Origin of the sequence: Amycolatopsis acididurans, assembly GCF_012328925.1 — a bacterium.
Classification (GTDB): domain Bacteria; phylum Actinomycetota; class Actinomycetes; order Mycobacteriales; family Pseudonocardiaceae; genus Amycolatopsis_E; species Amycolatopsis_E acididurans.
The window spans coordinates 76,749-100,694 of record NZ_JAAXLS010000010.1 but is presented as its reverse complement, the minus strand read 5'-3'; the positions used below and the strand labels follow the sequence as shown (position 1 = coordinate 100,694).

At 69.5% G+C, this 23,946-nt stretch carries 27 protein-coding genes; 14 read left to right on the top strand and 13 right to left on the bottom strand.

Going from position 1 to position 23,946, the window contains the following annotated elements:
• Window positions 1-149: 149 nt before the first annotated feature.
• Both HFP15_RS17280 and HFP15_RS17275 read left to right on the top strand, forming a co-directional pair.
• On the top strand, window positions 150-725 hold the full coding sequence (locus HFP15_RS17280) for an HdeD family acid-resistance protein (RefSeq protein ID WP_168516732.1): 576 nt from the start codon (window positions 150-152) through the stop codon (window positions 723-725).
• Window positions 726-888: 163 nt separating this feature from the next.
• Complete coding sequence (locus HFP15_RS17275) at window positions 889-1,059, top strand: hypothetical protein (RefSeq protein ID WP_168516730.1); 171 nt, start codon at window positions 889-891, stop codon at window positions 1,057-1,059.
• On the opposite strand, the gene HFP15_RS17270 is transcribed toward HFP15_RS17275, so the two are convergent.
• Window positions 1,056-1,928 carry a helix-turn-helix domain-containing GNAT family N-acetyltransferase gene (locus HFP15_RS17270; protein WP_168516728.1) on the bottom strand — a complete coding sequence of 291 codons (873 nt, stop codon included), beginning with the start codon at window positions 1,926-1,928 and terminating at the stop codon, window positions 1,056-1,058. The two genes, HFP15_RS17275 and HFP15_RS17270, sit on opposite strands and share 4 nt — an antisense overlap.
• Window positions 1,929-1,974: 46 nt before the next feature.
• Here HFP15_RS17270 and HFP15_RS17265 point away from each other — a divergent pair, with 46 nt between their 5' ends.
• The 5 genes from HFP15_RS17265 to fahA all read left to right on the top strand — a co-directional run bounded on the left by HFP15_RS17265 (window position 1,975) and on the right by fahA (window position 6,257).
• The gene (locus HFP15_RS17265; RefSeq protein ID WP_168516726.1) at window positions 1,975-2,415 is read left to right on the top strand and encodes a GNAT family N-acetyltransferase; all 441 of its coding nucleotides are present in this window, start codon (window positions 1,975-1,977) and stop codon (window positions 2,413-2,415) included.
• A gap of 84 nt (window positions 2,416-2,499) precedes the next feature.
• Entirely contained in the window at window positions 2,500-3,024 is a 525-nt protein-coding gene (locus HFP15_RS17260) for a MarR family winged helix-turn-helix transcriptional regulator (protein WP_168516724.1), read from the top strand.
• 67 nt (window positions 3,025-3,091) lie between these two features.
• Window positions 3,092-4,282, top strand: coding sequence for a homogentisate 1,2-dioxygenase (locus tag HFP15_RS17255; RefSeq protein WP_168516722.1), 1,191 nt, complete (start codon window positions 3,092-3,094; stop codon window positions 4,280-4,282).
• Complete coding sequence (locus HFP15_RS17250; RefSeq protein ID WP_168516720.1) at window positions 4,252-5,079, top strand: hypothetical protein; 828 nt, start codon at window positions 4,252-4,254, stop codon at window positions 5,077-5,079. Before HFP15_RS17255 ends, HFP15_RS17250 begins: the two co-directional genes overlap by 31 nt.
• The gene (fahA, locus tag HFP15_RS17245; protein ID WP_168516718.1) at window positions 5,076-6,257 is read left to right on the top strand and encodes a fumarylacetoacetase; all 1,182 of its coding nucleotides are present in this window, start codon (window positions 5,076-5,078) and stop codon (window positions 6,255-6,257) included. The genes HFP15_RS17250 and fahA overlap by 4 nt, the downstream gene beginning before the upstream one ends.
• Before the next feature lie 79 nt (window positions 6,258-6,336).
• Here the strand turns inward: fahA and HFP15_RS17240 are convergent, their stop codons facing one another.
• Genes HFP15_RS17240 through HFP15_RS17220 form a run of 5 tightly spaced genes read right to left on the bottom strand, consistent with a single transcriptional unit; the run spans window position 6,337 to window position 10,843 of the window.
• A complete protein-coding gene (locus HFP15_RS17240; protein ID WP_168516967.1) occupies window positions 6,337-7,092 on the bottom strand; it encodes an MHYT domain-containing protein in 756 nt (251 codons plus the stop codon).
• 45 nt (window positions 7,093-7,137) lie between these two features.
• On the bottom strand, window positions 7,138-7,725 hold the full coding sequence (locus HFP15_RS17235; RefSeq protein WP_312871627.1) for a GTP-binding protein: 588 nt from the start codon (window positions 7,723-7,725) through the stop codon (window positions 7,138-7,140).
• Window positions 7,706-8,074, bottom strand: a complete 369-nt coding sequence (locus tag HFP15_RS17230; protein WP_168516714.1) for a DUF742 domain-containing protein — start codon at window positions 8,072-8,074, stop codon at window positions 7,706-7,708. The genes HFP15_RS17235 and HFP15_RS17230 overlap by 20 nt, the downstream gene beginning before the upstream one ends.
• Window positions 8,067-8,489, bottom strand: a complete 423-nt coding sequence (locus HFP15_RS17225) for a roadblock/LC7 domain-containing protein (RefSeq protein ID WP_168516712.1) — start codon at window positions 8,487-8,489, stop codon at window positions 8,067-8,069. The genes HFP15_RS17230 and HFP15_RS17225 overlap by 8 nt, the downstream gene beginning before the upstream one ends.
• A complete protein-coding gene (locus HFP15_RS17220; protein WP_168516710.1) occupies window positions 8,486-10,843 on the bottom strand; it encodes a sensor histidine kinase in 2,358 nt (785 codons plus the stop codon). Before HFP15_RS17220 ends, HFP15_RS17225 begins: the two co-directional genes overlap by 4 nt.
• 376 nt (window positions 10,844-11,219) lie before the next feature.
• On the opposite strand from HFP15_RS17220, the gene HFP15_RS17215 reads away from it, so the two are divergent.
• From HFP15_RS17215 to HFP15_RS17205, 3 genes are read left to right on the top strand one after another with little or no spacing between them, the layout of a single operon-like run.
• Window positions 11,220-11,519, top strand: a complete 300-nt coding sequence (locus HFP15_RS17215) for a GNAT family N-acetyltransferase (protein WP_210717366.1) — start codon at window positions 11,220-11,222, stop codon at window positions 11,517-11,519.
• On the top strand, window positions 11,516-12,457 hold the full coding sequence (locus tag HFP15_RS17210; RefSeq protein ID WP_168516706.1) for a pirin family protein: 942 nt from the start codon (window positions 11,516-11,518) through the stop codon (window positions 12,455-12,457). Before HFP15_RS17215 ends, HFP15_RS17210 begins: the two co-directional genes overlap by 4 nt.
• A gap of 17 nt (window positions 12,458-12,474) precedes the next feature.
• Entirely contained in the window at window positions 12,475-13,059 is a 585-nt protein-coding gene (locus tag HFP15_RS17205) for a cysteine hydrolase family protein (RefSeq protein WP_168516704.1), read from the top strand.
• Here the strand turns inward: HFP15_RS17205 and ligD are convergent.
• Window positions 13,052-13,957 carry a non-homologous end-joining DNA ligase gene (gene ligD / locus HFP15_RS17200; RefSeq protein ID WP_168516702.1) on the bottom strand — a complete coding sequence of 302 codons (906 nt, stop codon included), beginning with the start codon at window positions 13,955-13,957 and terminating at the stop codon, window positions 13,052-13,054. The genes HFP15_RS17205 and ligD overlap by 8 nt on opposite strands.
• 301 nt (window positions 13,958-14,258) lie before the next feature.
• A complete protein-coding gene (locus HFP15_RS17195) occupies window positions 14,259-14,876 on the bottom strand; it encodes an HAD family hydrolase (RefSeq protein ID WP_168516700.1) in 618 nt (205 codons plus the stop codon).
• Between the two features lie 234 nt (window positions 14,877-15,110).
• Here HFP15_RS17195 and HFP15_RS17190 point away from each other — a divergent pair, with 234 nt between their 5' ends.
• Window positions 15,111-16,031 (top strand): ScbA/BarX family gamma-butyrolactone biosynthesis protein, encoded by a 921-nt coding sequence (locus HFP15_RS17190; protein WP_168516698.1) that lies wholly within the window; start codon window positions 15,111-15,113, stop codon window positions 16,029-16,031.
• On the opposite strand, the gene HFP15_RS17185 is transcribed toward HFP15_RS17190, so the two are convergent.
• Window positions 16,032-16,691, bottom strand: a complete 660-nt coding sequence (locus tag HFP15_RS17185; protein ID WP_168516696.1) for a ScbR family autoregulator-binding transcription factor — start codon at window positions 16,689-16,691, stop codon at window positions 16,032-16,034.
• A 109-nt stretch (window positions 16,692-16,800) separates the two neighbouring features.
• Here HFP15_RS17185 and HFP15_RS17180 point away from each other — a divergent pair, with 109 nt between their 5' ends.
• A complete protein-coding gene (locus HFP15_RS17180; protein WP_168516694.1) occupies window positions 16,801-17,646 on the top strand; it encodes an NAD-dependent epimerase/dehydratase family protein in 846 nt (281 codons plus the stop codon).
• Between the two features lie 64 nt (window positions 17,647-17,710).
• On the opposite strand, the gene HFP15_RS17175 is transcribed toward HFP15_RS17180, so the two are convergent.
• Window positions 17,711-18,931, bottom strand: a complete 1,221-nt coding sequence (locus tag HFP15_RS17175) for an MFS transporter (protein WP_168516965.1) — start codon at window positions 18,929-18,931, stop codon at window positions 17,711-17,713.
• Window positions 18,932-19,182: 251 nt separating this feature from the next.
• Here HFP15_RS17175 and HFP15_RS17170 point away from each other — a divergent pair, with 251 nt between their 5' ends.
• A complete protein-coding gene (locus HFP15_RS17170) occupies window positions 19,183-19,437 on the top strand; it encodes a DUF3040 domain-containing protein (protein WP_168516692.1) in 255 nt (84 codons plus the stop codon).
• Here the strand turns inward: HFP15_RS17170 and HFP15_RS17165 are convergent, their stop codons facing one another.
• Window positions 19,438-20,838 carry an MFS transporter gene (locus tag HFP15_RS17165; protein ID WP_446680247.1) on the bottom strand — a complete coding sequence of 467 codons (1,401 nt, stop codon included), beginning with the start codon at window positions 20,836-20,838 and terminating at the stop codon, window positions 19,438-19,440.
• Window positions 20,839-20,928: 90 nt separating this feature from the next.
• On the opposite strand from HFP15_RS17165, the gene HFP15_RS17160 reads away from it, so the two are divergent.
• Window positions 20,929-21,954, top strand: a complete 1,026-nt coding sequence (locus tag HFP15_RS17160; RefSeq protein ID WP_312871626.1) for a CobW family GTP-binding protein — start codon at window positions 20,929-20,931, stop codon at window positions 21,952-21,954.
• Between the two features lie 57 nt (window positions 21,955-22,011).
• Here HFP15_RS17160 and HFP15_RS17155 read toward each other — a convergent pair whose 3' ends face one another.
• Together HFP15_RS17155 and HFP15_RS17150 are read right to left on the bottom strand one after the other, a co-directional pair.
• On the bottom strand, window positions 22,012-22,854 hold the full coding sequence (locus HFP15_RS17155; protein WP_168516688.1) for a class I SAM-dependent methyltransferase: 843 nt from the start codon (window positions 22,852-22,854) through the stop codon (window positions 22,012-22,014).
• 67 nt (window positions 22,855-22,921) lie between these two features.
• Window positions 22,922-23,854 carry an RluA family pseudouridine synthase gene (locus tag HFP15_RS17150; protein ID WP_168516686.1) on the bottom strand — a complete coding sequence of 311 codons (933 nt, stop codon included), beginning with the start codon at window positions 23,852-23,854 and terminating at the stop codon, window positions 22,922-22,924.
• Window positions 23,855-23,946 lie beyond the last annotated feature (92 nt).

Sequence of the window (23,946 nt, the reverse complement as noted above, 5' to 3'; positions counted from 1 at the left end):
CGCGTCCCTCCTCGCCAGACACACCGGCGACGAGATCGTCACGCCAGGCTAGGGGCCTGGTGCCGGCACCTGATCAACGCGCTCCCGATCGGGGCGACTTGACCGGTTTTCCCCGCCGGGCGCGGCCGGGGCGGATTATCGTGCCAGGCATGACCGATGGCGGCATTTCGGTGTGGGGGCCGGGGCACCGGGCGGGGGAGATGGCGCGTTCCGGCTGGGGTGTCATCCTGCTCGGCGCCGTGTCGCTGGTCGCGGGTGTACTCGTGCTGGCCTGGCCCGGCGCCACGCTGCTCGCGATCGCCATCGTCTTCGCCGTGCAGGTGCTCGTCGGGGGCGTGCTGCGGCTCGTCGCCGCGCTGTCGGCGGAGGAGATCCGCGGCGGCGGGCGGGTGCTGCTCGCGTTGCTGGCCATCGTGTCGATCCTGGCCGGGGTGCTCTTCCTGCGGCATCCCTTCCAGACGCTCACCGTGCTCACCCTGCTGCTCGGTCTGTTCTGGGTCATGGCGGGTGTGCTGGAGACCGTGCACGCCGCGGGCGCGCGGGACATGCCCGCGCGCGGCTGGGCCGTCGCCGGTGGCGTGCTCGGCGTGCTTGCCGGCATCGCCGTGCTGGCCTATCCGGGAATGAGCCTGCTCGTCCTGGTCTGGTTCCTCGGCCTGGAACTGCTGATCTACGGCGCGTTCACCATCACGCGCGGCGTGCGCATCCGCGCCGCACGACCCTGACTGCCGCGAACGGCGTCACGACGGCATACCTACCTGCTCGTCCCCGAATCGGTGACACGCCGGTCCGAAAAGTTGACAACCGATAGAACGAATGTTCGACTGGGTGTGACCTGGCCGGCCGGGGGAGACGGGCGGCCCAGTGAGCGTTCTCAGGGGAGTGTGCATGCCGTACAAGATCACGCATCGGTCGCGTCCGCAGGAGATCCTGTTCCCGACTCAGCTGGCTGCCGAGGACTACGCTCACCGGTTCGGCGGCGGGCTGGAGAACTGGAAGCTCGTGGCCGCCGGCACGGAACGGAAGCAGGACCCGGCCGCCGAGTCCACAATGGACTAAAGTCGCTTCTCGAACCAGTGATGGGCGTAGCGTTCGGCGTTGTACGGAGGTATCTCCGCAAACCCTGCCGATCGGTACAACCCGATCGCTTCGCTCAGCGCGCGGTTGGTCTCCAGTCGCAGCACCGTGACGCCCCGCCCGACGGCATAGGCTTCCAGTTCGGCCAGTAGCCGCCGCCCGACGCCGAGACCACGCACCCGCTCGCCGACCCACATCCGTTTGATCTCGGCGGGTTGGTCGCCGTGCAGCTTCAGGCAGACGCAGCCGACGGGCTCGGCGTGCAGCCAGGCCAGCAGCATGACCCCCGCCGGCGGAGTCACCTCGTCGTCCTCGACCGGCAGGGCCTCGCCCGGGTCGTAGCCGTCCTCGAAGCGCTGCTTCAGTTCCCCGAAGTACAGCTCCAGGCATCGCCGCGCGTCCGGATGCCGGGGATCGCACGGCTCGATCCGCACCGAGGACGCCGTGAGCAGGCGTTCCACCTCCGCCATCGCGGCGACGAGCCGCTCGCGCTGCCGCGGTCCGAGCGGGGCGAGCATCGAGGCGGCCGCCTCGTCGGAAAGCCGGTCCAGTTCGGCACGTTCGGCCAGCCCGGCTTCGGTGAGCCGGGCCGTGCGCACCCGCCCGTCGCTCTGGCTGCTCTCGACCGTCACCAGGCCCGCGGACTCCAGCGAGCGCAACAGCCGGCTCAGGTAACCCGAGTCCAGATCGAGCCGGGCGCGCAACGCCCGCACGTCGCTGCCCTGGGTGCCGATCTCCCACAGCACGCGAGCCTGCCCGAGCGCCCGGTCCCTGGCGAGGAACTCGTCGTCGAGCGCGCCCACCCGCTGCGTCACGGTCCGGTTGAAGCTGCGCACCCGTGCCACGTCCATTTCTCTGACCTTAGTCAGAAGAATGCCGGAGTGCCAGGATGGAACCGTGATCGCGCTGCGAAGGCTCACGCCGGAAGACTGGGAGGTGTGGCGCGAACTCCGGCTGGCCGCGCTCAGGGACGCGGCGTACGCGTTCAAGACGAGCCTGGCCGAATGGCAGGATGCGCCGGAGCAACGTTGGCGGCAGCGGCTGACCGACGTGGAGCTCAACGTGCTGGCGGAATGCGACGGCGAGCCCGCCGGCATCGTCAGTGGCACGCGCACCGACGGCACGGTGCGACTGCTCTCGATGTACGTCGCGCCTTTCGCCCGCGGCCGGGGCGCCGGGGACGCGCTGGTGCGCGCGGTCGTGCGCTGGGCGGGGGAGAGCCGCGTGCTGCTGCGCGTGTTCGACGACAACGAACCTGCCAAGAAACTGTATCGCCGCAACGGTTTCGTGCCGGCCGGACTGTTCGGGCGGGAGCGGGAGATGGCCCATCCCGGCTAGCATCGGGCGGCGCGGGGCAAGGAGCCACTCCATCTAGTTCACGTATTAACTACTTCTGGCCCCCAGGTGCGGTAGGGTGCCGGTATGAGTGCGGGTGACCTCGACTTCTGGTCCTTCGTCGAGCTCGCCAACAAGCGGCTCGCCGAGGAGTTCGGGTTCAAGCATCAGCTCGCCACCGAGGTGCTGCTGACGCTCAACCGCGCCTCGAACATCGTCACCTACGACCTCGAGGCCACGGTGCACCGTCCGCGCGGGCGGTCGTGGTCGGGCTTCCGGCTGCTGTTCGTCACCTGGCTGGCAGGCCCGCTGGAGGCCAAGAAAGCCGCGGAGCTCACCGGGATGAGCAGGGCCGCGGTGTCGAACCTGATGAAGAGCCTCGTCGCGGACGGGCTGCTGGAGCGCGCGCCGGGCGAGCACGACGGCCGCAGCGTCCTGCTGTCGCTGACCGAACGGGGCCAGGCCGAGATGATCGAGGTCTTCCGCGCGCAGAACGAGCGCGAGTACGAGTGGGCCAGCGTGCTCACCGAGGCCGAGCAGCGCATCCTCGTGATGCTGCTCGACAAGCTCATCACCAACCGTGACCAGTTCGACGTCCGCGGACGCAACTGACGGTTGCGCGGTCGCGATGTAGTACATACATTAACTACATCGGACCGAGGGCAAGGAGGCGAGGGTCATGGCGTACTACCGGCAGGTCGGTACGGTGCCCCCCAAGCGGCACACACAGCACCGGACGCCGGAGGGCGGCCTCTACTACGAGGAGCTGATGGGGGAGGAGGGCTTCTCCAGCGACTCGTCGCTGCTGTACCACCGCCACATCCCCTCCGCGATCGTCGATTCGGCGCCGTGGCAGCTGCCCGATCTGAACACCGAGCCGAACTACCCGCTCAAGCCGCGTCATCTCAAGCTGCACGAGCTGTTCCCCGGCGAGGAGTGGAAGCGCCACGACGTCGTCACCGGGCGCCGCCTCGTGCTCGGCAACGGCGACGTGCGCATCTCCTACGTCGCCGCCGGCGAGGCGTCTCCCTTGTACCGCAACGCGATCGGCGACGAGTGCGTGTACATCGAATCGGGCGAGGGCACCGTCGAGACCGTCTTCGGCGCGCTTCCGTTCCGGCAGGGTGACTACGTACTCCTGCCGCGCGCGACCACGCACCGGTGGGTGCCGGACGGCCTCGTGCGCGCCTACGCGATCGAGGCGAACTCGCACATCACCCCGGCCCGCCGCTACCTGTCCAAGTTCGGCCAGCTGCTGGAGCATTCGCCCTACTGCGAACGGGATCTGCACGGGCCGGGCGAACCGTTGCTCGCCGAGGGTGAGGACGTCGAGGTGCTGGTCAAACACCGCGGCAGCCAGGGCATCGTCGGTACGAAGTTCGTCTACCCGCAGCACCCGTTCGACGTGGTCGGCTGGGACGGCTGCCTGTACCCGTACACGTTCAACGTCAGCGACTTCGAGCCGATCACCGGCCGCGTGCATCAGCCGCCGCCCGCACACCAGGTGTTCGAGGGCGACAACTTCGTCATCTGCAACTTCGTGCCCCGCAAGGTGGACTACCACCCGCTTTCCGTCCCCGTGCCGTACTACCACTCCAATGTGGACTCCGACGAGGTGATGTTCTACTGCGGCGGGGACTACGAGGCACGCAAGGGATCCGGCATCGGCCAGGGCTCCGTCTCGTTGCACCCCGGCGGCCATTCGCACGGCCCGCAGCCCGGCGCGTACGAGCGCAGCATCGGCGTGGAGTTCTTCGACGAACTGGCCGTCATGGTCGACACGTTCCGTCCGCTGGAGCTGGGCGAGGGTGGCGCCGCGGCCGAGGACGGCGGCTACGCGTGGACCTGGTCGGGACGGGGTCCGAAGTGATTCCCGCGCTCTACAAAGGACTTCTCGACGACGCCGCGGTCTTCCCGCCCGGCCTGATGCCGCTCGCGGACGCCGTACCGGCGCACGCCCGGCACCTGGCCGCGCCCTACGCCGACATCGTGGGCCCGCTCGTGCTCGCGGCACCCGCGCTCGCCGACCTCGGCGACGTCGATGTGGAGCTCTCGGTGACGCTGCCCGGCGGACCCGCGCAACTGCCCGAGGTGCTCGAACGTGCGGGGAAACGGTTGCGGGGACTGGAAATCGCGGTGCCGGGGGAGATGAGCCCGCGGGAGTTCTTCGCCGCGCTCGTGCCGGCGGACGTTCCGGTGTTCGTGGAGGTGCCGCGAGACGAGCGGCGCCCGGAGGTGATCGCGCTCTGTGCGGAGCACGGTCACCAGGCCAAGTTCCGCACCGGCGGCGTGAAGGCCGAACTCTATCCCGATGAAGCCGAGCTGGCGGCCGCGGTGCGCGCCGTGGTCGACGCGGGCGTGCCGTTCAAGGCGACGGCCGGGCTGCACCACGCGATCCGCAACACCGATCCCGCAACGGGTTTCGAGCAGCACGGGTACCTCAACCTCATGCTCGCCACCGCCGCCGCGCTGGACGGCGCGGACGAGGCGCGGCTGGCCGGGATACTGTCCGAACGCGACGGTGCCGCGATCGCCCGTGATATGTCCACGATGGATTCTCCGGTGCGTGCGAGGTTCCGCTCGTTCGGCACCTGCAGTATCACCGAACCGTTGACCGAGCTGGTGGCGCTCGGTCTGCTCCCCGGCCTGGAAGGAGTCACCGCGTGAGGATCGAGATCGCAGCAGGATCCCATTTCGGGACCGCGAACCTGCCCTACGGCGTGTTCTCCACGCCGGGCACCGAGCGGAGGGTGGGCGTGCGCGTCGGCGATTCGGTCGTGGACCTCGCGGTGGCGCTCGGCGACGACGTGTTCGCGAAGCCCAGCCTGAACCCGTTCATGGCGCAGGGATACGACCGCTGGGTGGAGGTGCGGCGGCGGATCACCGAACTGGTGTCGGGTGAGGTGCCGGACGAGGCCGTGCACGCGGTCGCCGACGTGACGATGCACCTGCCCATCGAGGTCGCGGACTACGTCGACTTCTACGCCTCCGAGCACCACGCGTCCAACCTCGGCCGCCTGTTCCGGCCCAACGCCGAGCCGCTGATGCCGAACTGGAAGCACCTGCCGGTCGGCTACCACGGGCGCGCGGGCACGGTGGTCGTGTCGGGCACGGACATCGTGCGGCCGTGCGGGCAGCGCAAGGCAGCAGACGAGGACGCCCCGACCTTCGGGGAGTGCCGTCGCCTGGACATCGAGGCCGAGATGGGCTTCATCGTGGGTGCGGGGTCGCCACTCGGTTCGTCGGTGCCCACGGCCGAGTTCGAACGGCACGTGTTCGGCGTGGTGCTGCTCAACGACTGGTCCGCGCGGGACATCCAGGCCTGGGAGTACGTGCCGCTGGGCCCGAACCTGGGCAAGAGCTTCGCGACGTCGATCTCGGCGTGGGTCGTGCCGCTGCTCGCGCTGGGCGCCGCGCGCGTGCCGACCCCGGTGCAGGACCCGAAGCCGTTGCCGTACCTGGAAGAGCGCGAGCCGTGGGGCCTGGACATCGACCTGTCGGTAGCGTGGAACGGGCAAGAGGTGACGCGGCCGCCGTACCGGGAGATGTACTGGTCACCGGCCCAGATGCTCGCGCACCTGACGATCAACGGCGCCTCCTCCCGCACCGGCGACCTGTACGCGTCGGGCACGATCTCCGGCCCGGAGAAGAACCAGCGGGGCGCGTTCATCGAGCTGACCTGGGGCGGCAAGGAACCGGTCGAGGTCGGCGGTGAGCAGCGCTCGTTCCTGCTGGACGGCGACGAGGTGACGATCACCGCCACCGCCCCCGGTGCAGACGGCACCCGCATCGGTTTCGGCGAGGTGACGGGCCGCATCCTGCCGGCCACGGAGGCGAAGCGCTAGAAGAGGGACACGTCGTTGCCGGTCGCGACGTCGGCCGCCGGTTGAGGCGTGGCGTCGGCTGTGGCCGCCGTCGCCGCCCTCACGGCACCTGGGCGGGCTCCGGGGCGGGTGCGGCCTCGGGCGTGCGGTCCTCGGGGCCGGGGGCCATCAGGACGGCGCAGATCGGCACCGCCATGGCGATCGCGGCCAGGATGAAGACCGGGAACAGGAACGAGAACACCTCGGTGCCGGACGGGTCGGGTGCCGAGAGGTCCAGATGCACGCGCACGGCCGCCATGCCCGTGTAGTGCATGCCCGTCACGGCGGCGCCCATCACCAGGCCCGCGCCCAGGCGTGGCAGCAGGCGATCGAGGCCGACGGTGAACCACAGCGCCGCGGTGGCCGCGACCACGGCGATGACGATGGACAGCACGACGAGCCCCGGCTGGTAGCTGATCGTGCCCTTGACGCGCAGCGCCCACATGCCGGTGTAGTGCATGAGGTTCACGGCCAGCCCGGTGATCAGCCCCGCGACCAGCAGCCGCCACCAGGCGAAACCGGCGCGCACCCCGAAGACCAGCAAGCCGCCGAACACGGCGCCGATCGCCAGTACCGCGGACAGGACGGTGCGCCAGATGTCGTAGCGCACCGGAAGACCCGGCGTGGCGAACCCGAGCATCGCGATGAAGTGCATGACCCAGATGCCGACCCCGCCGATGGACACCGCCGCCAGCGCGAGCCACCTCAGCCGTCGGCCTTCGGTCGCCGCGTTGCGGGCCTGCAGCGTGCACGCGAGGCCGAGCGCGCACCCGACGACCGAGGTCAGATAGGCGAGAACCAGCAGCCACTGGCCCATCGCGAAGTGCTGAGCGTGGTTCGTATCCACCGGGGGGACTCCTGACTACGGGATGGACGCCCCCAGCCGGGACATGGCGTGCTCGGTGGCCACGATCAGTGCCTGCTTGGCCGACTGCGCCGAACGGGCGTCGCAGGGGATGATCGGGATCCGCGAGTCGATCGCGAGCGCGGCGCGCACGTCCTCGGTCGGGTGCTCGTGAGTGTTCTCGAAACGGTTGATCGCGATGATGAACGGAAGCCCGCGTGACTCGAAGAAGTCGATCGCCGCGAAGCAGTCCGCCAGCCTGCGCGTGTCGACCAGCACGACGGCACCGATCGCGCCGTGCACCAGGTCGTCCCACATGAACCAGAAGCGATGCTGGCCCGGCGTGCCGAACAGGTAAAGCACCAGGTCACCGCCGAGGCTGATCCGGCCGAAGTCCATCGCGACGGTGGTGGAGGTCTTGCTGGGCACGGCGGCGGTCTCGTCGATGCCGATACTCGCCGCCGTCATCGTCGCCTCGGTGCGCAACGGCTTGATCTCGGACAGGGTGCCGACGAACGTCGTCTTTCCTGAACCGAAACCACCAGCGATGATGATTTTCGCCGACGTGATGCCGGCTTCGTCTCTGTCAAAGTGTCCGTAGTCCACTGAGGACCCTTTCCAGCAGTTCGTGGCGCTCATCCCAAGTGGCGTGCTCACTCAGCGTGTCACGCACGATTACCAGACGCGCGTTGAGGAGATCGCCGACGAGCACCCTAGCGACTTGCAGCGGCACGGAAAGATGGGCCGCTATTTCCGCGATCGAGCGGGGCTGCAAGCACAGCTGGGTCACCGAGGACAGCGGGCTCGCCCGATTGGGCGGAACCGCCCTGCCTTCGACAGTGGTCTGGACCAAAGCTTCGATAGCGAGTTCGACGGCAGGCCGGGTCCGGCCCTCTGTCCAGGCATAAGGACGCGCGAACGAGGGACCGGGCCGCGGTCTGTCCTGGTCACTCACGGTCCCGCCTGCCGGAACCCGCCCGCAGCGGGGTGTCGACCACCTTGCCGACCCGGTCCACCAACAACGTCATCTCGTAGCCGACGAGGCCGATGTCGCAACCGGGGCTCGCCAGCACGACGAGGTTCGATCCGTCGCCGACGCTCATCAGCAGCAGGAACCCTTCCTCCATCTCGATCACCGACTGCACGACGCGGCCGGCGGAGAAGAGTTCGGCGGTTCCGAGCGACAGGCTGGACAGCCCGGACGCGATCGCGGAGAGCTGGTCGGCACGGTCTCGCGGCAGGCTCTCCGAAGCGGCGACGAGCAGCCCGTCGGCCGACACCAGCGCCGCGTGCGAGACGCCCGCGACCTCCTCGGCGAACGCCGACACGAGCCAGGTCGGGGACGGGGCGGCGGTGGGTGAGCTGGTCACGATCCCTCCTCAGATTTTCGCGGGTGTGGGCCCGCGCCGGAAGCCGGGGACTGCTGTGCGGTGCGCTGCCTCGCCGCCCGCATCCCGTTGTAATGCCTGGACAGGTTGTTGCGGACCGCCGCCGGATCGCGGAAGCCGCCGCGTTCCGGCTTGTCCGGCCGTGAGGCCGCCGCGCCGGGCGCGAGCTGCGCGCCGGGCTTGCGCGTCGGCAGGCCCGACCGTGGCGCGGTGGCGGCCGCGGGCTGCCGGAGAGCGCTTTCCGCGGCTCGTCTCGCCTCGTCGCCTGCCGAGAGCCAGTTCACCGAGGGCGGCGCGGGTTCGGCGAGGTCCGGTGGGTTCGCGGTGAACCAGTTCGTCATGACGCGTTCGAAGATCGGGGTCGGCGCGGGCTCGTGGTGCGCACCGTTCGCGGGAGCGTGCTGCTGGGGTGTCTCCGCCTCGTAGCCCACGCCGTTGACCACCGGCTGCTGCCGCCGTGGCCCGCTGTCGGCGAGGATCAGCTCGCCCGGCACGTGCACGCTCGCGGTGACCCCCGACCGCCCGGCGCGGCTCATCGTCGTCCGCAGCCGCACGATGATGCCGTGCGGCGCCGCGAGCCGCCCCACCACGAACAGGCCCATCCGCCGCGCCGTTTCCGGGCCCACGATGTCGCCGGCGGCCGCGAGCCGCTGGTTGGCGGCGTCGAGGTCCTCGGGCGCCATGCCGAGCCCGTGATCGACGACCTCGACGAGCAGCCCGCCGTCGGCGCCCCGGTCGGCGGTCAGCACGACCTTCTCCTCCGGCGGCGAGAACCTCGTCGCGTTCTCCAGCAACTCGGCGAGAATGTGCACGATGTCCGCGGCCGCTTGCGAGCGCACCGCGCCGCCCGGCACGTTGACCAGCGAAATCCGCCGGTAGTCCTTGACCTCCGAGGTCGCTCCGCGCAGCACCTCGACCATCGAGACCGGCCCGGTGTCGGCTCTTGCCGGGCTGCCGCCCGCGAGCACCTGCAGGTTCTCGCCGTTGCGGCGCAGCCGGGTGGCGAGATGGTCGACCCGGAACAGCTCGTCCAGCCGATGCGGATCCCGCTCGTCGGATTCCAGCCCCTCCAGGACGGTCAGCTGCATTTCGACCATCGACTGGCTGCGCCGGGCCAGCGTCATGAACATCTCGCTGACCTGCTTGCGCAGTTCGGCCTGCTCGCCCGCGAGCCGCACCGCCTGCCGCTGCATCTCGTCGAAGGCTCGTGCCAGCTGGCCGATCTCCTCGCCGGTCTCGACGCCGACGGGCTCGATCGTGTCCCAGGAAACCGGCTCGCCCTTGCGCACCCGGGTGATCGTGTCCGGAAGGCGCTGGTGCGCGGCGGTGAGTGCGGCGGCGTGCAGGCGCCGCATCGGCGAGAGCAGGGACCGCGCCATCAGCAACGCGACGGCCAGCGCGCCGAGCAACGCCCCGAGCACGAGCGCGGTGTCCCGCAACGCCGTGGACCTGGCGTCGTTGGTCAGCGCCTCCAGCGAGTCCGACAGCCTGGCGGTCAGATCGGTCAGCAGCCCGCCGAGTGCGGCGCTTTCGGTGGCGATCGGCAGCAGCAGCTGGTTCAGCTGCGCCGGGCTGCCACCCGCGAGCACCTGACGCAGCACGCGCTGCCGTTCGGTGGTCGGCTCGACCGCGTCGGCGAAGCGCGCGGCGGTGCCCGCATCGAGCTGCTGGCGCACCCGGTCGCCGATCACCTGGCTCTCCGCGATCGCCTGCGCCACGTTGGGCAGCGCGACGACGGTGTCAGTGGGCGCCGTGCGCAGCAACGATTCCTGCACCGCGAGCGCCGCGCGCAATTGCACGAGTGAGCGCGCGGTGTCCGCCTCGCCGTCGAGGTCGAGCCGGTCGGACGCGGCGATCACGCCCGGCACGACGTCGCTGAGCGCCTTGATGACGTCGCGGTACCCGGTCGCGCGGGTGGTCGGATCGGCGCCGGCCCCGCCACTGCGCAGGCCGCTGAGCCTGCCCAGCGTCGTGTTCAGCACCCGGTCGGTGTCGGCGGGCAGCCCCGCGAAGTCGGCGTCCCGCTGGACCTGCGCGATCTTGGCGTTGACCGCGTCGATCTGCTGCGCGGGCGCGGCACCGCCCTTGGCGGCCGCGATCATCTCCTGCCCGATCAGGTCGGCGAGATCGATCGTCTCGCGCAGCACCGGCAGCCGGTCGCGGACGGCGCTGAGGTTGCCCGCCTCGCTCACCTCGCCCCTGATCCGCACGCCGGCGAGCGTGACCGCGACGATCACCGGAAGAAGCAGGACGACGGAGACCTTCGTGCGAAGGCTCCAGCCTCCGGGTGGCCAGGCGACGCTCCCCGATCGCCGTGCCGAGTTGGTTTCACGCATTGTGCGAGCTGCCCGATTCTTCAGTGAATTCGAAATTCCTGCCCCCCGACCGCAAGCAGAGCGAGCAGAGACTTCCGCATGGCGATCGTTCTTGTCAAGCAAGGGATCCCGCGCGCTTATGCACTGGTCGTGGCAATGCGTGACGGTTGATCAACTCGTTGTACAACGTTCTGCTCAGCGTGACGAAAAGCTGTCTGAAAGCGCTTTCGTGTGCACGCTCGGTACAGCGTTTCACTTCTTCGGTGTGAAATGTAATGTCTCCGGATCCGCGCACTGCCGGTATTAATACCGGCTATCCGGAAGCTAATTGACGCCGTGTTTTACGGTCTATTGCGTTGGTTATTTGTTCGCGGGCGGGTGTGTCATCATCGTGGGCATGGAACCGAAAGTGGTCCGCAACGACGAGCAGGGCCGGTACGAGCTGTGGGCGGACGAGGAGCTCGCGGGCATCGCCGAGTACCGGACGCAGGGCGAACGCATCGTGTTCACGCACACCGAGGTCGGCGAGGCCTTCGGCGGGCGCGGCTTCGGCCGGGTCATCGCGGCCGGTGCGCTCGACGACGCGGTGGAGCGCGGGCTGACGATCGTGCCGGAATGCCCGTTCATCGCCGCCTACCTCAAGAAGCACCCCGAGTACGCCGAGCACGTCCACTGGCCACCCGAGGCGCGGCAGTGAGCAACCTCGAAACCCATCCCGCGGTGACGCCCTGCCACGCGGCGCCGGAGGGCAGCCCCGCCGCACAGCTGTTCCAGCCGCGCGAGGTGCCACTGGGTGGCATCCGCGGCGGCATGCGCGTCGAGCGGGTGCTGCCGCAGCGGGCGCTGACCACGGTCGGCGCGTGGTGCTTTCTCGACAGGTTCGGCCCGCAGCGCACCGACATGCGCGTACTGCCACATCCGCACACCGGGCTGCAGACCGTGACGTGGCCGTTCGCTGGCGAGATCCGGCACCGCGACACCCTTGGCTCGGACGTGATCGTGCGGCCCGGCCAGCTGAACCTGATGACGGCGGGCGAGGGCGTGGCGCACTCCGAGTTCTCCCTCGGCGACGAACCGTTGCTGGACGCGTTGCAGCTGTGGGTCGCGCTGCCCGCCGGCCGGGCCGGCGCCGGGCCCGCGTTCGAGCAGCACACCGAACTGCCGCGGCACGCCAGCGACGGCTGCACGGCGACGGTGTTCATGGGCGCGCTCGGCGGCACCGTTTCGCCGGCCACGGCGCACACACCGATCGTCGGCGCCGAGCTCGCGGTCACCGGCAGGGCCGCGCTGCCACTGCGCCCGGACTTCGAGTACGCGCTGCTGCTCGTGGAGGGCACGCTCGACGTCGCGGGCGTCGCGCTGAGCCGTGGGCCGCTGCTGTATCTGGGCACCGGACGCGACGAGGTGGTCGTCTCCGCGTCCGGGAACGCCCGTGCCGTGCTGCTGGGCGGTGAGCCCTTCCCCGAGGAACTCGTGATGTGGTGGAACTTCGTCGGCCGCAGCCACGAGGAGATCGCCGCCGCGCGGGAGCGCTGGGAGGACGGCGGTTTCGGCGTCGTCGCGGGGCACGGCGGCGAGCGCATCCCCGCGCCCGCACTGCCCGGCGTCCGGTTGCGGCCGCGCGCACGGCACTGATCCGGCAGGATCGGGGCATGACGAGCGAACGACGAGCGGTGCTCGCACTGCACTGGCAGGTCAACGTGATCAAGCCGGAGGGGTTCTTCGGCGGCATGCTCGCCGAACCCGTCGCGCGCAGCGGAGTCCTGCCGCGTGCGGTGGCCTTCCACGAGGCGGCGGCGCGGGCCGGGCTGCCGCTGATCTTCACGCGGTTCACGATCCCGGAGGGCGAAGGCGCTCTGGTCCGCAACACCGGGTTCATGCGCGCCGTCGGCGAGGCGCAGCAGTCCTTCCGGCCCGATGCCGGCGGTTCACAGCTGATCCCGGAGATGGCCGGTCAGCCGGATCTGGTGGTGGACAACCAGAAGCTGTCCGGGCTGGCGGGCAACGGGCTCGCCGACGAGCTGGCCGCCCGCGGCATCGGGACGCTGTACGTGACCGGGGTGGCCACGAATCTCACCGTCGAGCAGACCGCTCGTCACGCCACCGATCTGGGCTTCACCGTGCACGTGATCAGTGACTGCGCCGCCGCCGCGGACGAGGCCACGCACGCCGCGTCGCTGGCCAATCTGGAGCTGACCACGGCGGGCTGCGTCCCCGCCGCGGACGCACTCACCTGACGCGGGGGAGCGCGGCGCGGTTGCCGAGGGCGAACAGGTCGCCGTACTCCTCGGCGCGGTCGAGGACGTCGTCGGAGGTGAAGGTGAGATCGGCGACGCGGCGGCACGCCTCGACCTCGTCCCAGGTGACCGGTGTGGACACCGTCGGCTGCTCGCGGCCGCGCAGTGAGTACGGCGCCACAGTCGTCTTGGCGGGGTTGTTCTGGCTCCAGTCGATGAACACCTTGCCGGGCCGGATCGCCTTCGCCATCACGGCCACGATGAGGTCGCGATGTTCCGCCGCGAGTTCCTCGGCAAGTGCTTTGGCGTACTCGGAAGTGGCCTCCGGACGCCGGGTACGGATCGCGCAGTAGAGCTGAAGTCCTTTGGAGCCACTGGTTTTCGCGTAGACGTCGAGTCCGTCGGCGGTGAGCCGCTCACGCAGCAGGCAGGCGACGCGGCAGCATTCGACGATGGTCGCGGGCGCGCCGGGGTCGAGATCGAACACGAGCAGATCCGGATTTCGCTTGGCGTCCTTGGGACCGACCATCCACTGTGGAACGTGAAGTTCGAGTGCGGCGAGGTTCGCCGCCCACACGAGTGTCGGCAGATCGTCGATGAGCGGATAGGCGTTGATCTCGTCGTCGCGGCGGCTGACGATGCGGGCCACGCGCACCCAGTCCGGCGCGTGCCGGGCGACGTCCTTCTCGAAGAACGGTTCGGCCGCCACGCCCTCGGGATAGCGGCGGAACGTGGTGGGCCGCTTGCGCAGATGCGGCAGCATCAGCGGCGCGATCTTCGCGTAGTAGTCGATCACATCGCGCTTGGTGAACCCGGCCTTGGGGTAGAGCACCTTCTCCAGGTTCGTGAGGCCGAGTCTGCGCCCCTCGACCTCCACCATGACCCGCTGACCAGTCATAGCAACACCTTGCCCGAAGTGGCCGGTGTTCGCAGGGGGTAAGAGGGTCCCCGGCGGGGCAGGGGGTTCCCGCCGAGGACCACTGGACGCCCAGCGCCCCGAGGGGGGAGGTGAGCGCTGGGCGAGACAGAGGAGGAGGCTGGTGTTCAACGCCCCTCGCCTTTCAGTGTAGGGCGGATTTCGCGGCGAATGCGCCTATTCACAGAAGACGCTCAGCGAAAACGGGCTGACCAGCCAAGACACCATCAGGTGATCGCTGTATGCAGTCCGGCGGCTACTCTGTGTTCAAGAAGAAAGTGTTTTATGGGCGGGTTTGCATAACCCCGGCCATGTCTTCGATGCCGCGCACCCAGCGCCACGAGTGGAAGCGCACCATCTCGGCCAGTACCGGGTCCGAGCCGACGACCACCGGATTGTCCACAGTGGACATCATTTCCAGGTCGGACGAGTGGTTGCCGTACGCGTAGGCCCGAGAGCGCGGGATGCCGGTGTTCGCCAGCAGTTCCCGGGTGGCCTCGGCCTTGCCGATGCCGTCACGGAACCGCAGCAGCCGTCCGGTGTAGACGTCGCCGGAGACCTCCGGCACCGACCCGAGCACCACGTCCGCCCCGACGTACTCGGCGATGGGGTCGAGACAGGCCGAGAACGCGCTCGACATCAGGACCGTCAGGTGGCCCATGTTGCGGTGGCGGTCGAAGGCGCGCAGCAGCGGCCGGTGGAACAGGTGGCGGGTGCCCAGCTTGCGCTCGAACCACGCCTCACCCGCGGCGGCGACCTCCGTGATGGTGCGTCCGGCGAGCTGCCGGTAGGGCTCGCGCTCGTCCGCGACGGGTCCACAGTCGAGGAACGACGTGAGGATGCGGCACGTGACCAGCGCTCGGTCGACGTCGAAAAAGGCGACGTGCTTCACGTTCGACATGGCCTCCGGTCCCCGGTTGTGGGCGCGTGACTCAATAACAAACCAACCGCCCTGTTTTGTCAACCACGGCCCGCTGTCACGGTGGACTAAGAGGGTACTGGGCTGAATAGGGCAACGGCCTGGAGCGATCGGGTGAGGAGCACGCTGACCAGCGGCCGCTGAGGGTGAGTGAAACCTTGCGGTCGGTTTGTGGTTCGGTCAAGGTGACGACGTCTTACCACTGGAGGGGGCGTCATGACCGTGATCTCCCGGGAACAGGCGGGAAATCCTCTGTCGTTCGCGTCGGGTGTGCCGTGCGGGCTCGTGCACCGGCGCGCGGTGGCGGAGGTGCTGATCACCGATTGGCGTGCGGCCGGTCCGGACACGTTCGAATGTGCCGCGCAATGGCCCCGCGGGCACCGGCTCTACCGCGTACGCGACGGGCGGCACGATCCGTTGCTGGTGGCGGAAACGTTGCGCCAGGCGGGAATCCTGCTCTCCCATGTCGCATACGAGATTCCGCACGAGCACGCCTTCCTGATGGACCGCCTCGCGTTCGAGGTGGACCCGGCGGGGCTCGCGGCCGGCCGTGAGCCCGCCGACGTGATCGTGCGGATCGCGTGCACCGTGGGGCGGCGCACAAAGGCACAGACCAGCATCCGGTTCGATATGGACTTCCGGCGCGACGACCGTTCGGTCGCGACCGGCATCGGCGTGGTCCGCTGCGTCGCACCGGCGCTCTACGCGCGACTGCGCAAGGACGCGGCCGTGGCGGGCACGTCGCCGCCGAACCAGCCCGATCCCGTCGAAGCGGGCAAGGTCGGCCTGCTCGATCCCGCGGACGTGGTGGTCGGCGACGATGCGCAGCCGGGGCTGTGGCCGGTGCGCGTGCCGGTGGACCATCCGGTGCTGTTCGATCATCCGCTGGACCACGTGCCAGGAATGCTCGTGTTCGAGGCGCTGCGCCAGGCCGGGCGGTTGCGGCTGGGCAGGCAGCACGCGCAGCCGGTGGCCGCCGATATGACGTTCGGCCGGTTTCTCGAGCTCACCGACGGTTGCGCGGTCGGATTGGACAGTGACGAGGAGCAAGGCGACCGCACGATTCTGCGGGTGCGGGCCGAACAGGGCGGGCAGATCGCCGCCGAGGGCACGATGACGCTGGCCGACGGCGTGTGATCACGCTTGCGGGGTAACGGTTTCCTCGGGGTCGGTCGCCCCGCGGGCGATCCGCCGGTAGTAGGGCAGCTTGCGCTCCGGCACGAGACCGGGCAACAGCAGCTCCCACATCTCCTGCACGCGCTCGCGCAGGTCCGCGCGGCCGGTGAGCACCTGGGACAGCACCTGCACGCCGGTGAACGCGCCACAGGCGAACCGGGCCACCATCTCCGGCCGGACGTTCGGCCGCAGTTCCCCCGCCTCGGCGGCACGCTGCAGCAGCCCCGTCGTGGCGTCGATCCATTCCTGGTAGGGATCGGGCATCGCGGCGTCGAACGTGCCGGTCTCCATCGTGAGCCGGATGCCGGCGCGGACGATCGGATCGTTCTGCAACTGGCCCGCGAGCCGGTGCGAAAGCTGGATCACCGTCTCCAGGCCGGGCGCGTTGCCCTCCAGTTGTTGCACGGCGGGGCCGACCGACCACGCGTGCTGCTGGCGGATCACGGCCTGCGCGAGCTCCTGTTTGGAGCTGAAGTGGAAGTACAGCGCGCCCTTCGTCACACCCGCGAGTGCGATGACGTCGGACAGGCTCGTGGCCCCGTAGCCGAACCGGTCGAATGCCTCGGCGGCGCCGCGGACGATGGCCGCCCTGGTGACCTCCGAGCGAACCTGCTTCGCCACGATGCCCTCCCTCCGACGTGGTGTGCGGTGATGAATAGTACCGGTCGGTTGGTTTCTTCCGAAGCCGATTCAGAATATCCGCGATGATTGTCCTACCGGAAAGGGCCGGATGAACAGGGTTTTGCTGACCGGGGCCACCGGTTTCATCGGTGGCGCGACGGCGGCCGTACTGCGCGGTATGCCGGAAATCTCGCTGACCACGCTGGTCCGCGGGCCGGGACGACCCGACCTCGCCGATCCGCGGAGCTTGGCCGGACTGTGCGACGGGGTGGACGTGCTCGTGCACGCGGCGTCCTACGTCGGGGATGATCCCGAACGGTGTTCGGTTGTCAACGACGCCGGCACGGAGGCGCTGGTCGGCGAGGCGCGGCGCGCGGGAGTGCGCCGGATCGTCTACGCGAGCACGGCCGCGGTCTACGGCCTCGGCCCGCATCGCGGCGAGCGCCCCGACGAACTGGACTGCCGCCCGGTCTCGCCGCGCAGCAGCAGCCGCCTGGCCGCGGAGGGCCACGTGCTGGCCGCCGGGGGAGTCGTGGCGCGCCCGCATCTGGTCTACGGCGAGGGCGACAAGTGGTTCGTGCCCAGCCTGATCCGGCTGCGTCAGGCGCTGGGTGGCTGGCTCGCCGACGACTCCGCGCGCATGTCGGTGGTCCACGTCGCCGACCTCGCGCGCCTGCTCGCCGGCCTGGTCACCGCGGACGTGCCGCCCCGGACGGTGCTGCACGCGAACCATCCCGAACCGGTCGAGGCCGGCACGGTCATGAGCGTCGTCAGCGCGGTGCACGGCCTCGGCGAACCGGAGCGCAGGCTCACGCTCGCCGAAGCCGAGGCGGTGCTGAACCCGCGCCACCTCGACCTGATCGCCAACGACCACTTCTACGAGTCGGCCACCATCTGGCGCCTGACCTCCCTCGAACCCGGCCCGCCGTTCGCGCAGGCGTATCCGGCGGGGTGACGGTGCACGTGCGGCGGGTACCGCTCATTTCCGGGACCGGACACCGCTGGACCGGCCACGCGGCCTAAGCCTCCGCGGCCACGGCGACCGCCGGCTCGGCTTCCGGAACGCGGCCGCGCAGGGCGAGGGCGGCCAGGCCGGTCGCCGCCAACGTGACGAGCCCGGCCAGCAGCAGCGCCTGCTCGGGTCCGGCCTGCTCGCACAACCAGCCGAGCAGCGGCGCACCGAGCGCACCCGCGCCCGCCGCGACCGCGCCGTGGATGGACAGCACGCGGCCCCGCATCCCCTCCAGCGAGTCCAGTTGCAGGCGGGTGCTCTTGGCCGTGTCGATCACGACCGCGCCCGCCGCGATCGGCAGGATCATCGCGGCGAATCCCACCAGCCCCGGCAGGTATCCGCTCACCGCCTGCAACGCGCTGGTCAGCGCGCCCGCGCCGAGCAGCACCGGAATGGTCAGTTCCGGAATCCGCGCCGCGACGAGGCCGCCGAGTACCGTGCCCACCGCGAAGATCGCCGACAGCAGGCCGTATCCCGCGGCACCCGCGTGCAGCGGTCCTTCGGTCATCGCGGCCATCGTGACCTGGTAGTTGCGCCCCAGCGCGGACAGCACGAACCCGAGCGCGAACAGCAGGAGCAGCGTGCGGTTCCGGCCCACGTACCGCAGCCCGGCCCGCACCCCGGCCTGCTCCGGCGGGCTGACCTCGAGCGGGTGGAACTCCGCGGGCCGCATCACGAAGATCGCCACCAGCACCGCGACGAAGCTCGCCGCGTTGACCACGAACAGCAGCGCGTTGCCCACCAGCGCGGCGAGCACCCCGGCAAGGCTCATGCCCAGCACCCTGCCGACCGAGTTGGTGACAGAGTTCCAGGCCAGCGCGTTGCCGAGGTCGGTCCTCGGCACGACCTGCCCGGCGAAGCGGCCGAGCGCGGGCCCTTCGAACGCGCCGATCAACCCGCCGAACGCGGTGAGTCCGTAGATCCCGGCCAGTGGCAGGTCCAGCCCCACCATCGCCGCCAGCAGCAGCGCGGTGACCAGGTGCAACATCTCGCCGGCCAGGATGAGCCGCCGGGGTGGGAACCGGTCGGCCAGCGCGCCCGCCCACGGTCCGAGCAACAGTGCGGGCAGCGTGCTCAGCAGCACCGAGAAACCGACCGAGGTCGCCGATCCGGTGCGTTCGAGTACCACCCAGTTCAAGGCGAGCACCTGCATCCAGCTGCCCGTCACCGACACCAGGTCCGCGGCCGCCCACAGGCGGTAGTTGCGATTTTCGAGCGCGCGAAGCATCGGCGGCATGGTTCGCCGCAACTTGGGAATCCTTTCGACAAAGCAGAAGCAGGCAACACCGGCCTGCGCGGAATCCGGGTGCGATCACCCGGGCGCAGAATCTACCTGTCGATCACGTGGGTTGTCGCCCGAAACGGCTGTGTCGATTCCGACAGCGCGTACTGCTAACACTTCTCATGGGCGAGTTTCGCGGCGCGCCGCCGGGTACCCACGCTGGCACGGGAAGCATCGGCGGCGCGGGGTGATCGGGCATGTTGAGTCAGTTCGAACGGCGAGAGCTGGAGAAGATCGAGGCCTGGTTCCGCGAGGCCGACCCCCGGTTCGAGAAGGCGCTGGCGGCGGGGGAGCCACCGCCGGGTCGGTTGCGCGCCCGCGCGGGCAGGGCGGCCGCCGACGTCGTCGCGGCCGCCCTGCTGCTGCTCGGCCTGGTCACCGCGAACGTGCTGCTCGTGCTCGCCGGGGCGGCCGGGCTGTCGATCGCGGCGTGGCTGCACATGCGCGATTGATCAGCGCTGCGCGGCCACCAGCTCCCTCGCCTCTGCCTCGCTGGTGACGATGGGCGCCGATCCGCTCAGCGGCCGCCGCGCCGACTCGCGGGTCAGCACGATGCAGATCGCGCCGACCACCCCGGCACCCATCAGGTAGTACGCGGGCCAGTTCAGATCGCCGGTGCCCGCGACGAGCGCGCTCATCACGGTCGAGGTGGTGCCGCCGAACAGCGAGACCGAGATGTTGAACGCGATGGACAGCCCGCCCGCGCGGATGTGCGTCGGGAACATCGCGGGCAGCGTCGAGGGCAGTACCGCGGAGAAGCACACCAGCGTCAGTCCCATGATCAGCAGCCCGATCAGCGTCGCGGTGTCCCCACCCGACCGCAGCAGCAGCACCGACGGCAGCGACAGCACGACCAGCGCGACGCACCCGGCCATGACGACCTTCCGGCGGCCGATCCGGTCCGACAGCCGGCCGAGGAAGGTGATCACGATCATCAGCACGACCAGCACGACGATCTGCAGCACCTCCGAGGCCGTCTCGCCGGCGCCCGGCTGGCCGTGCTTGGGCAGCGTGTCGGTCAGGTAGGTCGGGATGTAGCTGGTGAGCATGTAGTTGGTGACGTTCCAGGCCAATACCAGGCCTGCGACCAGCAGCATCACCGGCCAGTAGTCGACGAACACCGAACGGAACTCCGACTTGGTCGGCTTCTGCTGCGCTTCCTTGGCCTTCAGCGACGCGAACGCGGGCGACTCCTCCAGCCGCAGCCGCAGGTAGAGGCCGACGGCGCCGAGCGGCAGCGCGATCAGGAACGGAATACGCCAGCCCCAGGACACCAGCTGGTCGGCGCTGAGCACGGTGCTGAGGACGGTCGCGATGGTGGCGCCGAACGCGTACCCGGTCAGCGTGCCGAACTCCAGCCAGCTGCCGAAGAAGCCGCGGCGCCGGTCCGGCGCGTACTCGGCGATGAAGGTCATCGCGTTGCCGTACTCACCGCCGGTGGACAGGCCCTGCAACAGCCGCGCGAGCAGCACCAGCACCGGGGCGGCGATCCCGATCTGCGCGTAGCCGGGCACGATGCCGAGGATGAACGTGCCCGCCGCCATCATGATGACCGTCAGTGAGAGCACGCGTTTGCGGCCGATCTTGTCGCCCAGCGGGCCGAAGATGAAGCTCCCGAACGGACGGATCAGGAACGACACGGCGAAGACGCCGAAAGTCGCGATCGTCCCCATCGTGGGCGAGAGGTCCGAAAAGAACACTTTCTGGATCGTGGTCGCCAGATACCCGTAGACGCCGAAGTCGTACCACTCGGTGATGTTGCCGATCGCGGCCGCGCCGACCGCGCGTTTGACCATCGCGGGCTCGGCGATGTTGACGTCTTCGAGGTTCAGTTTGCCGTTCGATTCGGACACACGCACTCCAGCTTTACGACACAGATGATCCGGAGTGCCCCGAGGGTAGTGGCGGCAAACCTCGCCGGATACCCGGTACCCTTTTTCCTCGTGCGTAACCGGGTTCCCGTCATCGTCCTCGCAGGTTATCTCGGGTCCGGCAAGACCACCTTGCTCAATCACCTGCTGCGTGGCGATCACAATGTCGCGATAGGAGTGATCGTCAACGACTTCGGCGCGGTGAACGTGGACGCGTTGTCGGTGGCGGGCCAGGTGGATTCCATGGTGTCACTGGGAAACGGCTGCCTGTGCTGCGCGGTCGACGCGAGCGGGCTGGACAAGATGCTGGACCGGCTCGCACAGGCCGATGTGGACGTCATCGTCATCGAGGCGAGCGGGCTGGCCGAACCCCGCGAACTCGTGCGGCTGGTGTTGTCGAGTTCACACGATCGGATTCATTACGGCGGACTCGTCGAGGTGGTCGACGCGGCCGAGTTCGAGGCCTCCCGGCAGCGGCATCCCGAACTCGACCAGCACCTCGCGTTCGCGGATCTGGTGGTGCTCAACAAGATCGACCGGCTCGACGAGGCGGAACGGGCCGGCGTCACCGCGCTGGTGGACGAACTCGCCGACGGCCGCCCCGTCGTGCCCGCCGCGTACGGCCGGATCGAGCTGGACCTGCTGCTCGAACCGGTCGCGCGCGAGGAAATCCCGGTGGCGCGGCAGATGTCGCTGGACGAACTGCTGCGCGACCAGCACGACGACGATCACCACGACCACTTCCACACCGCGTACTCCAGCGTCGAGTTCGTCTCGGACCTGCCGCTGCATCCACGCAAGTTCCTGCGCTTGCTGGACAGCAGACCCCGTGGTCTCTACCGTGCCAAGGGGCTCGTCTACTTCGGACTACCCGCGCACCGGCAGAAGTTCGTCCTGCACACCGTCGGGCCGTGGCTGGAGTTCGAACGGACGCGCTGGGCGGCCGGTGAAGCGCGGCAGACGCGGCTGGTGTTCATCGGCATGGGCCTGGACGAGGCCGCGTTGCGCGGCGCGCTCGACGCCTGCGTGGAACCCGATCCGGAGTCGGTGGAGGAAAACGCGATGCTTCGCGTGCTCCGCCATGCTGGAATCGAGTAGCGCGAGATTTCGGCGACCTGCTCGCCGAGGGCGAGTCCGTACCGTCGCAGCGCTTTCTCATCGAGGCGTCGAAGTGAGCGTGGCGTGCACCAGCCTGCTGAGCGTGCTCGGCGCGAGCCCGTCGGTACGCCGCCACAGCGTGTTGTCGATGGCGTGGTGCTGGCCGACGTCCTCCAGCACGCCGAAACCGTGCCGCGCCAGTAAGCCGGCCATGTCCTCCGGCGTGAACGAGCTGAGCCACGGTTCACCGCCCTGTGCCGCGATCGGCGCGACGGCGTCCGCGTACGCGTTTCCGGCCTCGTCGCGCAGCTGCGGCGGCACCATGTAGTCCGCGACCAGTTGCGTGTCTTCGGCCAGCTGCGCCAGTGCGGACAGGTTATTCGCCAGCGCGTCCGCGGACAGATACATCGTCACGCCCAGCCAGCTCACGAAAGTGGGCGCTTTCGGGTCAAAACCGGTGCGTCGCAACGCGTCGAGTAGCGATCCGGTTTCCAGGTCCACCGCGACGTAGCAGACCGCGGCGGAGATCCCGGCCGCGTCGAGGCAGGCGCGTTTCCACGCCTGTGTCGCCGGGTGGTCCACCTCGAAGACACGCACGGACAGGTGGCTGCGGTAGGCGAAGGTGTCGAGCCCGGCGCCGAGGACGACGTACTGGCCGGCGCCTGCCTGTGCCAGGCGGCGTTCGGTGTAATGGCTGCGGACGACCACCTGCGTGCGTGCGCCCCGCAGGACCGGATGCGCGCCGCTGACCTTGTGGTAGGCGAGGAGTTCCTCGGCCCGATCGCCGAGCACGGTGACCGCGAGGGGATCGGTGAAGATGTGGGGTTCGGCGTCGACGAGCGCATGCGCGGCGCGGGCTGCGGCCGCGGTGAGCGCCGTACTGGAGGGTCCGGAATTCACACAGCCAAACTAGCCGCTGCGCACAACATCATAGCACAAAAAGAAAAATTCCGGAACAGCAAGGAGATCACGATTCCGCCCAGTCCGAATAGGACACCCATGCGCCGAGCTTCAGCCGGCTTTCGAAGCGGCGGCGTTCGCCGGTCAGCGGGTCGGTGAACTCGAGCGTCTTCGCGAGCAACTGCAGTGGCCTGCGGAAATCGTCCAGCGGTGTCTCGACGACGGTGGGGTAGAAGCGATCGCCGAGAATCGGGATGCCGAGATGGTTCATGTGCACCCGCAGCTGGTGCGTGCGCCCGGTAGCGGGTGCCAGCCGGTAGCGGCCCCTGCCCTCGGCGTGCTCGATCAGCTCGACCCGCGTCTCGGCGTTGACCGGGCCGGCGACCTCTTGTGCGGTAATGGTTCCGCGTTCCTTGACGATCCGGCTGCGCACGGTCGCCGGCAGTTCGAGGCCGGGGTCGTGCGGCGCGATCGCCTCGTATTCCTTGGCGACAGCGCGGTCGCGGAACAACGTCTGGTACTTGCCGCGGTTCTCGCGCCGGGTGACGAACATGAGCAGCCCCGCCGTGACGCGGTCGAGCCGGTGCGCCGGGCTCAGCTCGGGCAGCCCGAGGTCGCGGCGCAGCCGGACGAGTGCGGTCTCCAGGACGTGCCTGCCGCGGGGGATGGTGGCGAGGAAGTGCGGTTTGTCGACCACGACCAGGTGCTCGTCGGCGTGCACGATCCCGATCTGGAACGGCACCGGCACCTCCTCGGGCAGATCGCGGTGGAACCAGATGAACGCGCCGGGCAGGAACGGTGTGTCGGCGGTGACCGGCCCGTCCACCCCGACGATGCGCTCCTCGGCGAGCATCTCGTCGAGCCGCTGCGGCGGCAGGCGCGGAATGCGCTCCACGAGGTGGTCGCGGACGGTGGCCCACGGGCCCTCGGCAGGCAGCTTCATCCGGGCCGGGTCGAGGCCGTTGCGCTGCGGCAACGGGGCCGGCTGCCTGCGTCTCATACACTTGACTCTAGCGGCGAGCCCGGCGCACGGAGCGTGACCGAGGGCGGGATGTGCTCCGCGAAAGTGGCGGCGATCGCTGTCCACGCCAC

Excerpts from the sequence above, each read along its gene's own strand:
- HFP15_RS17280 (WP_168516732.1), top strand. The coding sequence starts at position 150 with ATGACCGATGGCGGCATTTCGGTGTGGGGGCCGGGGCACCGGGCGGGG.
- HFP15_RS17275 (WP_168516730.1), top strand. The coding sequence starts at position 889 with ATGCCGTACAAGATCACGCATCGGTCGCGTCCGCAGGAGATCCTGTTC.
- HFP15_RS17270 (WP_168516728.1), bottom strand. The coding sequence starts at position 1,928 with ATGGACGTGGCACGGGTGCGCAGCTTCAACCGGACCGTGACGCAGCGG.
- HFP15_RS17260 (WP_168516724.1), top strand. The coding sequence starts at position 2,500 with ATGAGTGCGGGTGACCTCGACTTCTGGTCCTTCGTCGAGCTCGCCAAC.
- HFP15_RS17255 (WP_168516722.1), top strand. The coding sequence starts at position 3,092 with ATGGCGTACTACCGGCAGGTCGGTACGGTGCCCCCCAAGCGGCACACA.
- HFP15_RS17240 (WP_168516967.1), bottom strand. The coding sequence starts at position 7,092 with ATGGGCCAGTGGCTGCTGGTTCTCGCCTATCTGACCTCGGTCGTCGGG.
- HFP15_RS17220 (WP_168516710.1), bottom strand. The coding sequence starts at position 10,843 with ATGCGTGAAACCAACTCGGCACGGCGATCGGGGAGCGTCGCCTGGCCA.
- HFP15_RS17215 (WP_210717366.1), top strand. The coding sequence starts at position 11,220 with ATGGAACCGAAAGTGGTCCGCAACGACGAGCAGGGCCGGTACGAGCTG.
- HFP15_RS17205 (WP_168516704.1), top strand. The coding sequence starts at position 12,475 with ATGACGAGCGAACGACGAGCGGTGCTCGCACTGCACTGGCAGGTCAAC.
- ligD (WP_168516702.1), bottom strand. The coding sequence starts at position 13,957 with ATGACTGGTCAGCGGGTCATGGTGGAGGTCGAGGGGCGCAGACTCGGC.
- HFP15_RS17195 (WP_168516700.1), bottom strand. The coding sequence starts at position 14,876 with ATGTCGAACGTGAAGCACGTCGCCTTTTTCGACGTCGACCGAGCGCTG.
- HFP15_RS17190 (WP_168516698.1), top strand. The coding sequence starts at position 15,111 with ATGACCGTGATCTCCCGGGAACAGGCGGGAAATCCTCTGTCGTTCGCG.
- HFP15_RS17180 (WP_168516694.1), top strand. The coding sequence starts at position 16,801 with ATGAACAGGGTTTTGCTGACCGGGGCCACCGGTTTCATCGGTGGCGCG.
- HFP15_RS17175 (WP_168516965.1), bottom strand. The coding sequence starts at position 18,931 with ATGCTTCGCGCGCTCGAAAATCGCAACTACCGCCTGTGGGCGGCCGCG.
- HFP15_RS17170 (WP_168516692.1), top strand. The coding sequence starts at position 19,183 with ATGTTGAGTCAGTTCGAACGGCGAGAGCTGGAGAAGATCGAGGCCTGG.
- HFP15_RS17150 (WP_168516686.1), bottom strand. The coding sequence starts at position 23,854 with ATGAGACGCAGGCAGCCGGCCCCGTTGCCGCAGCGCAACGGCCTCGAC.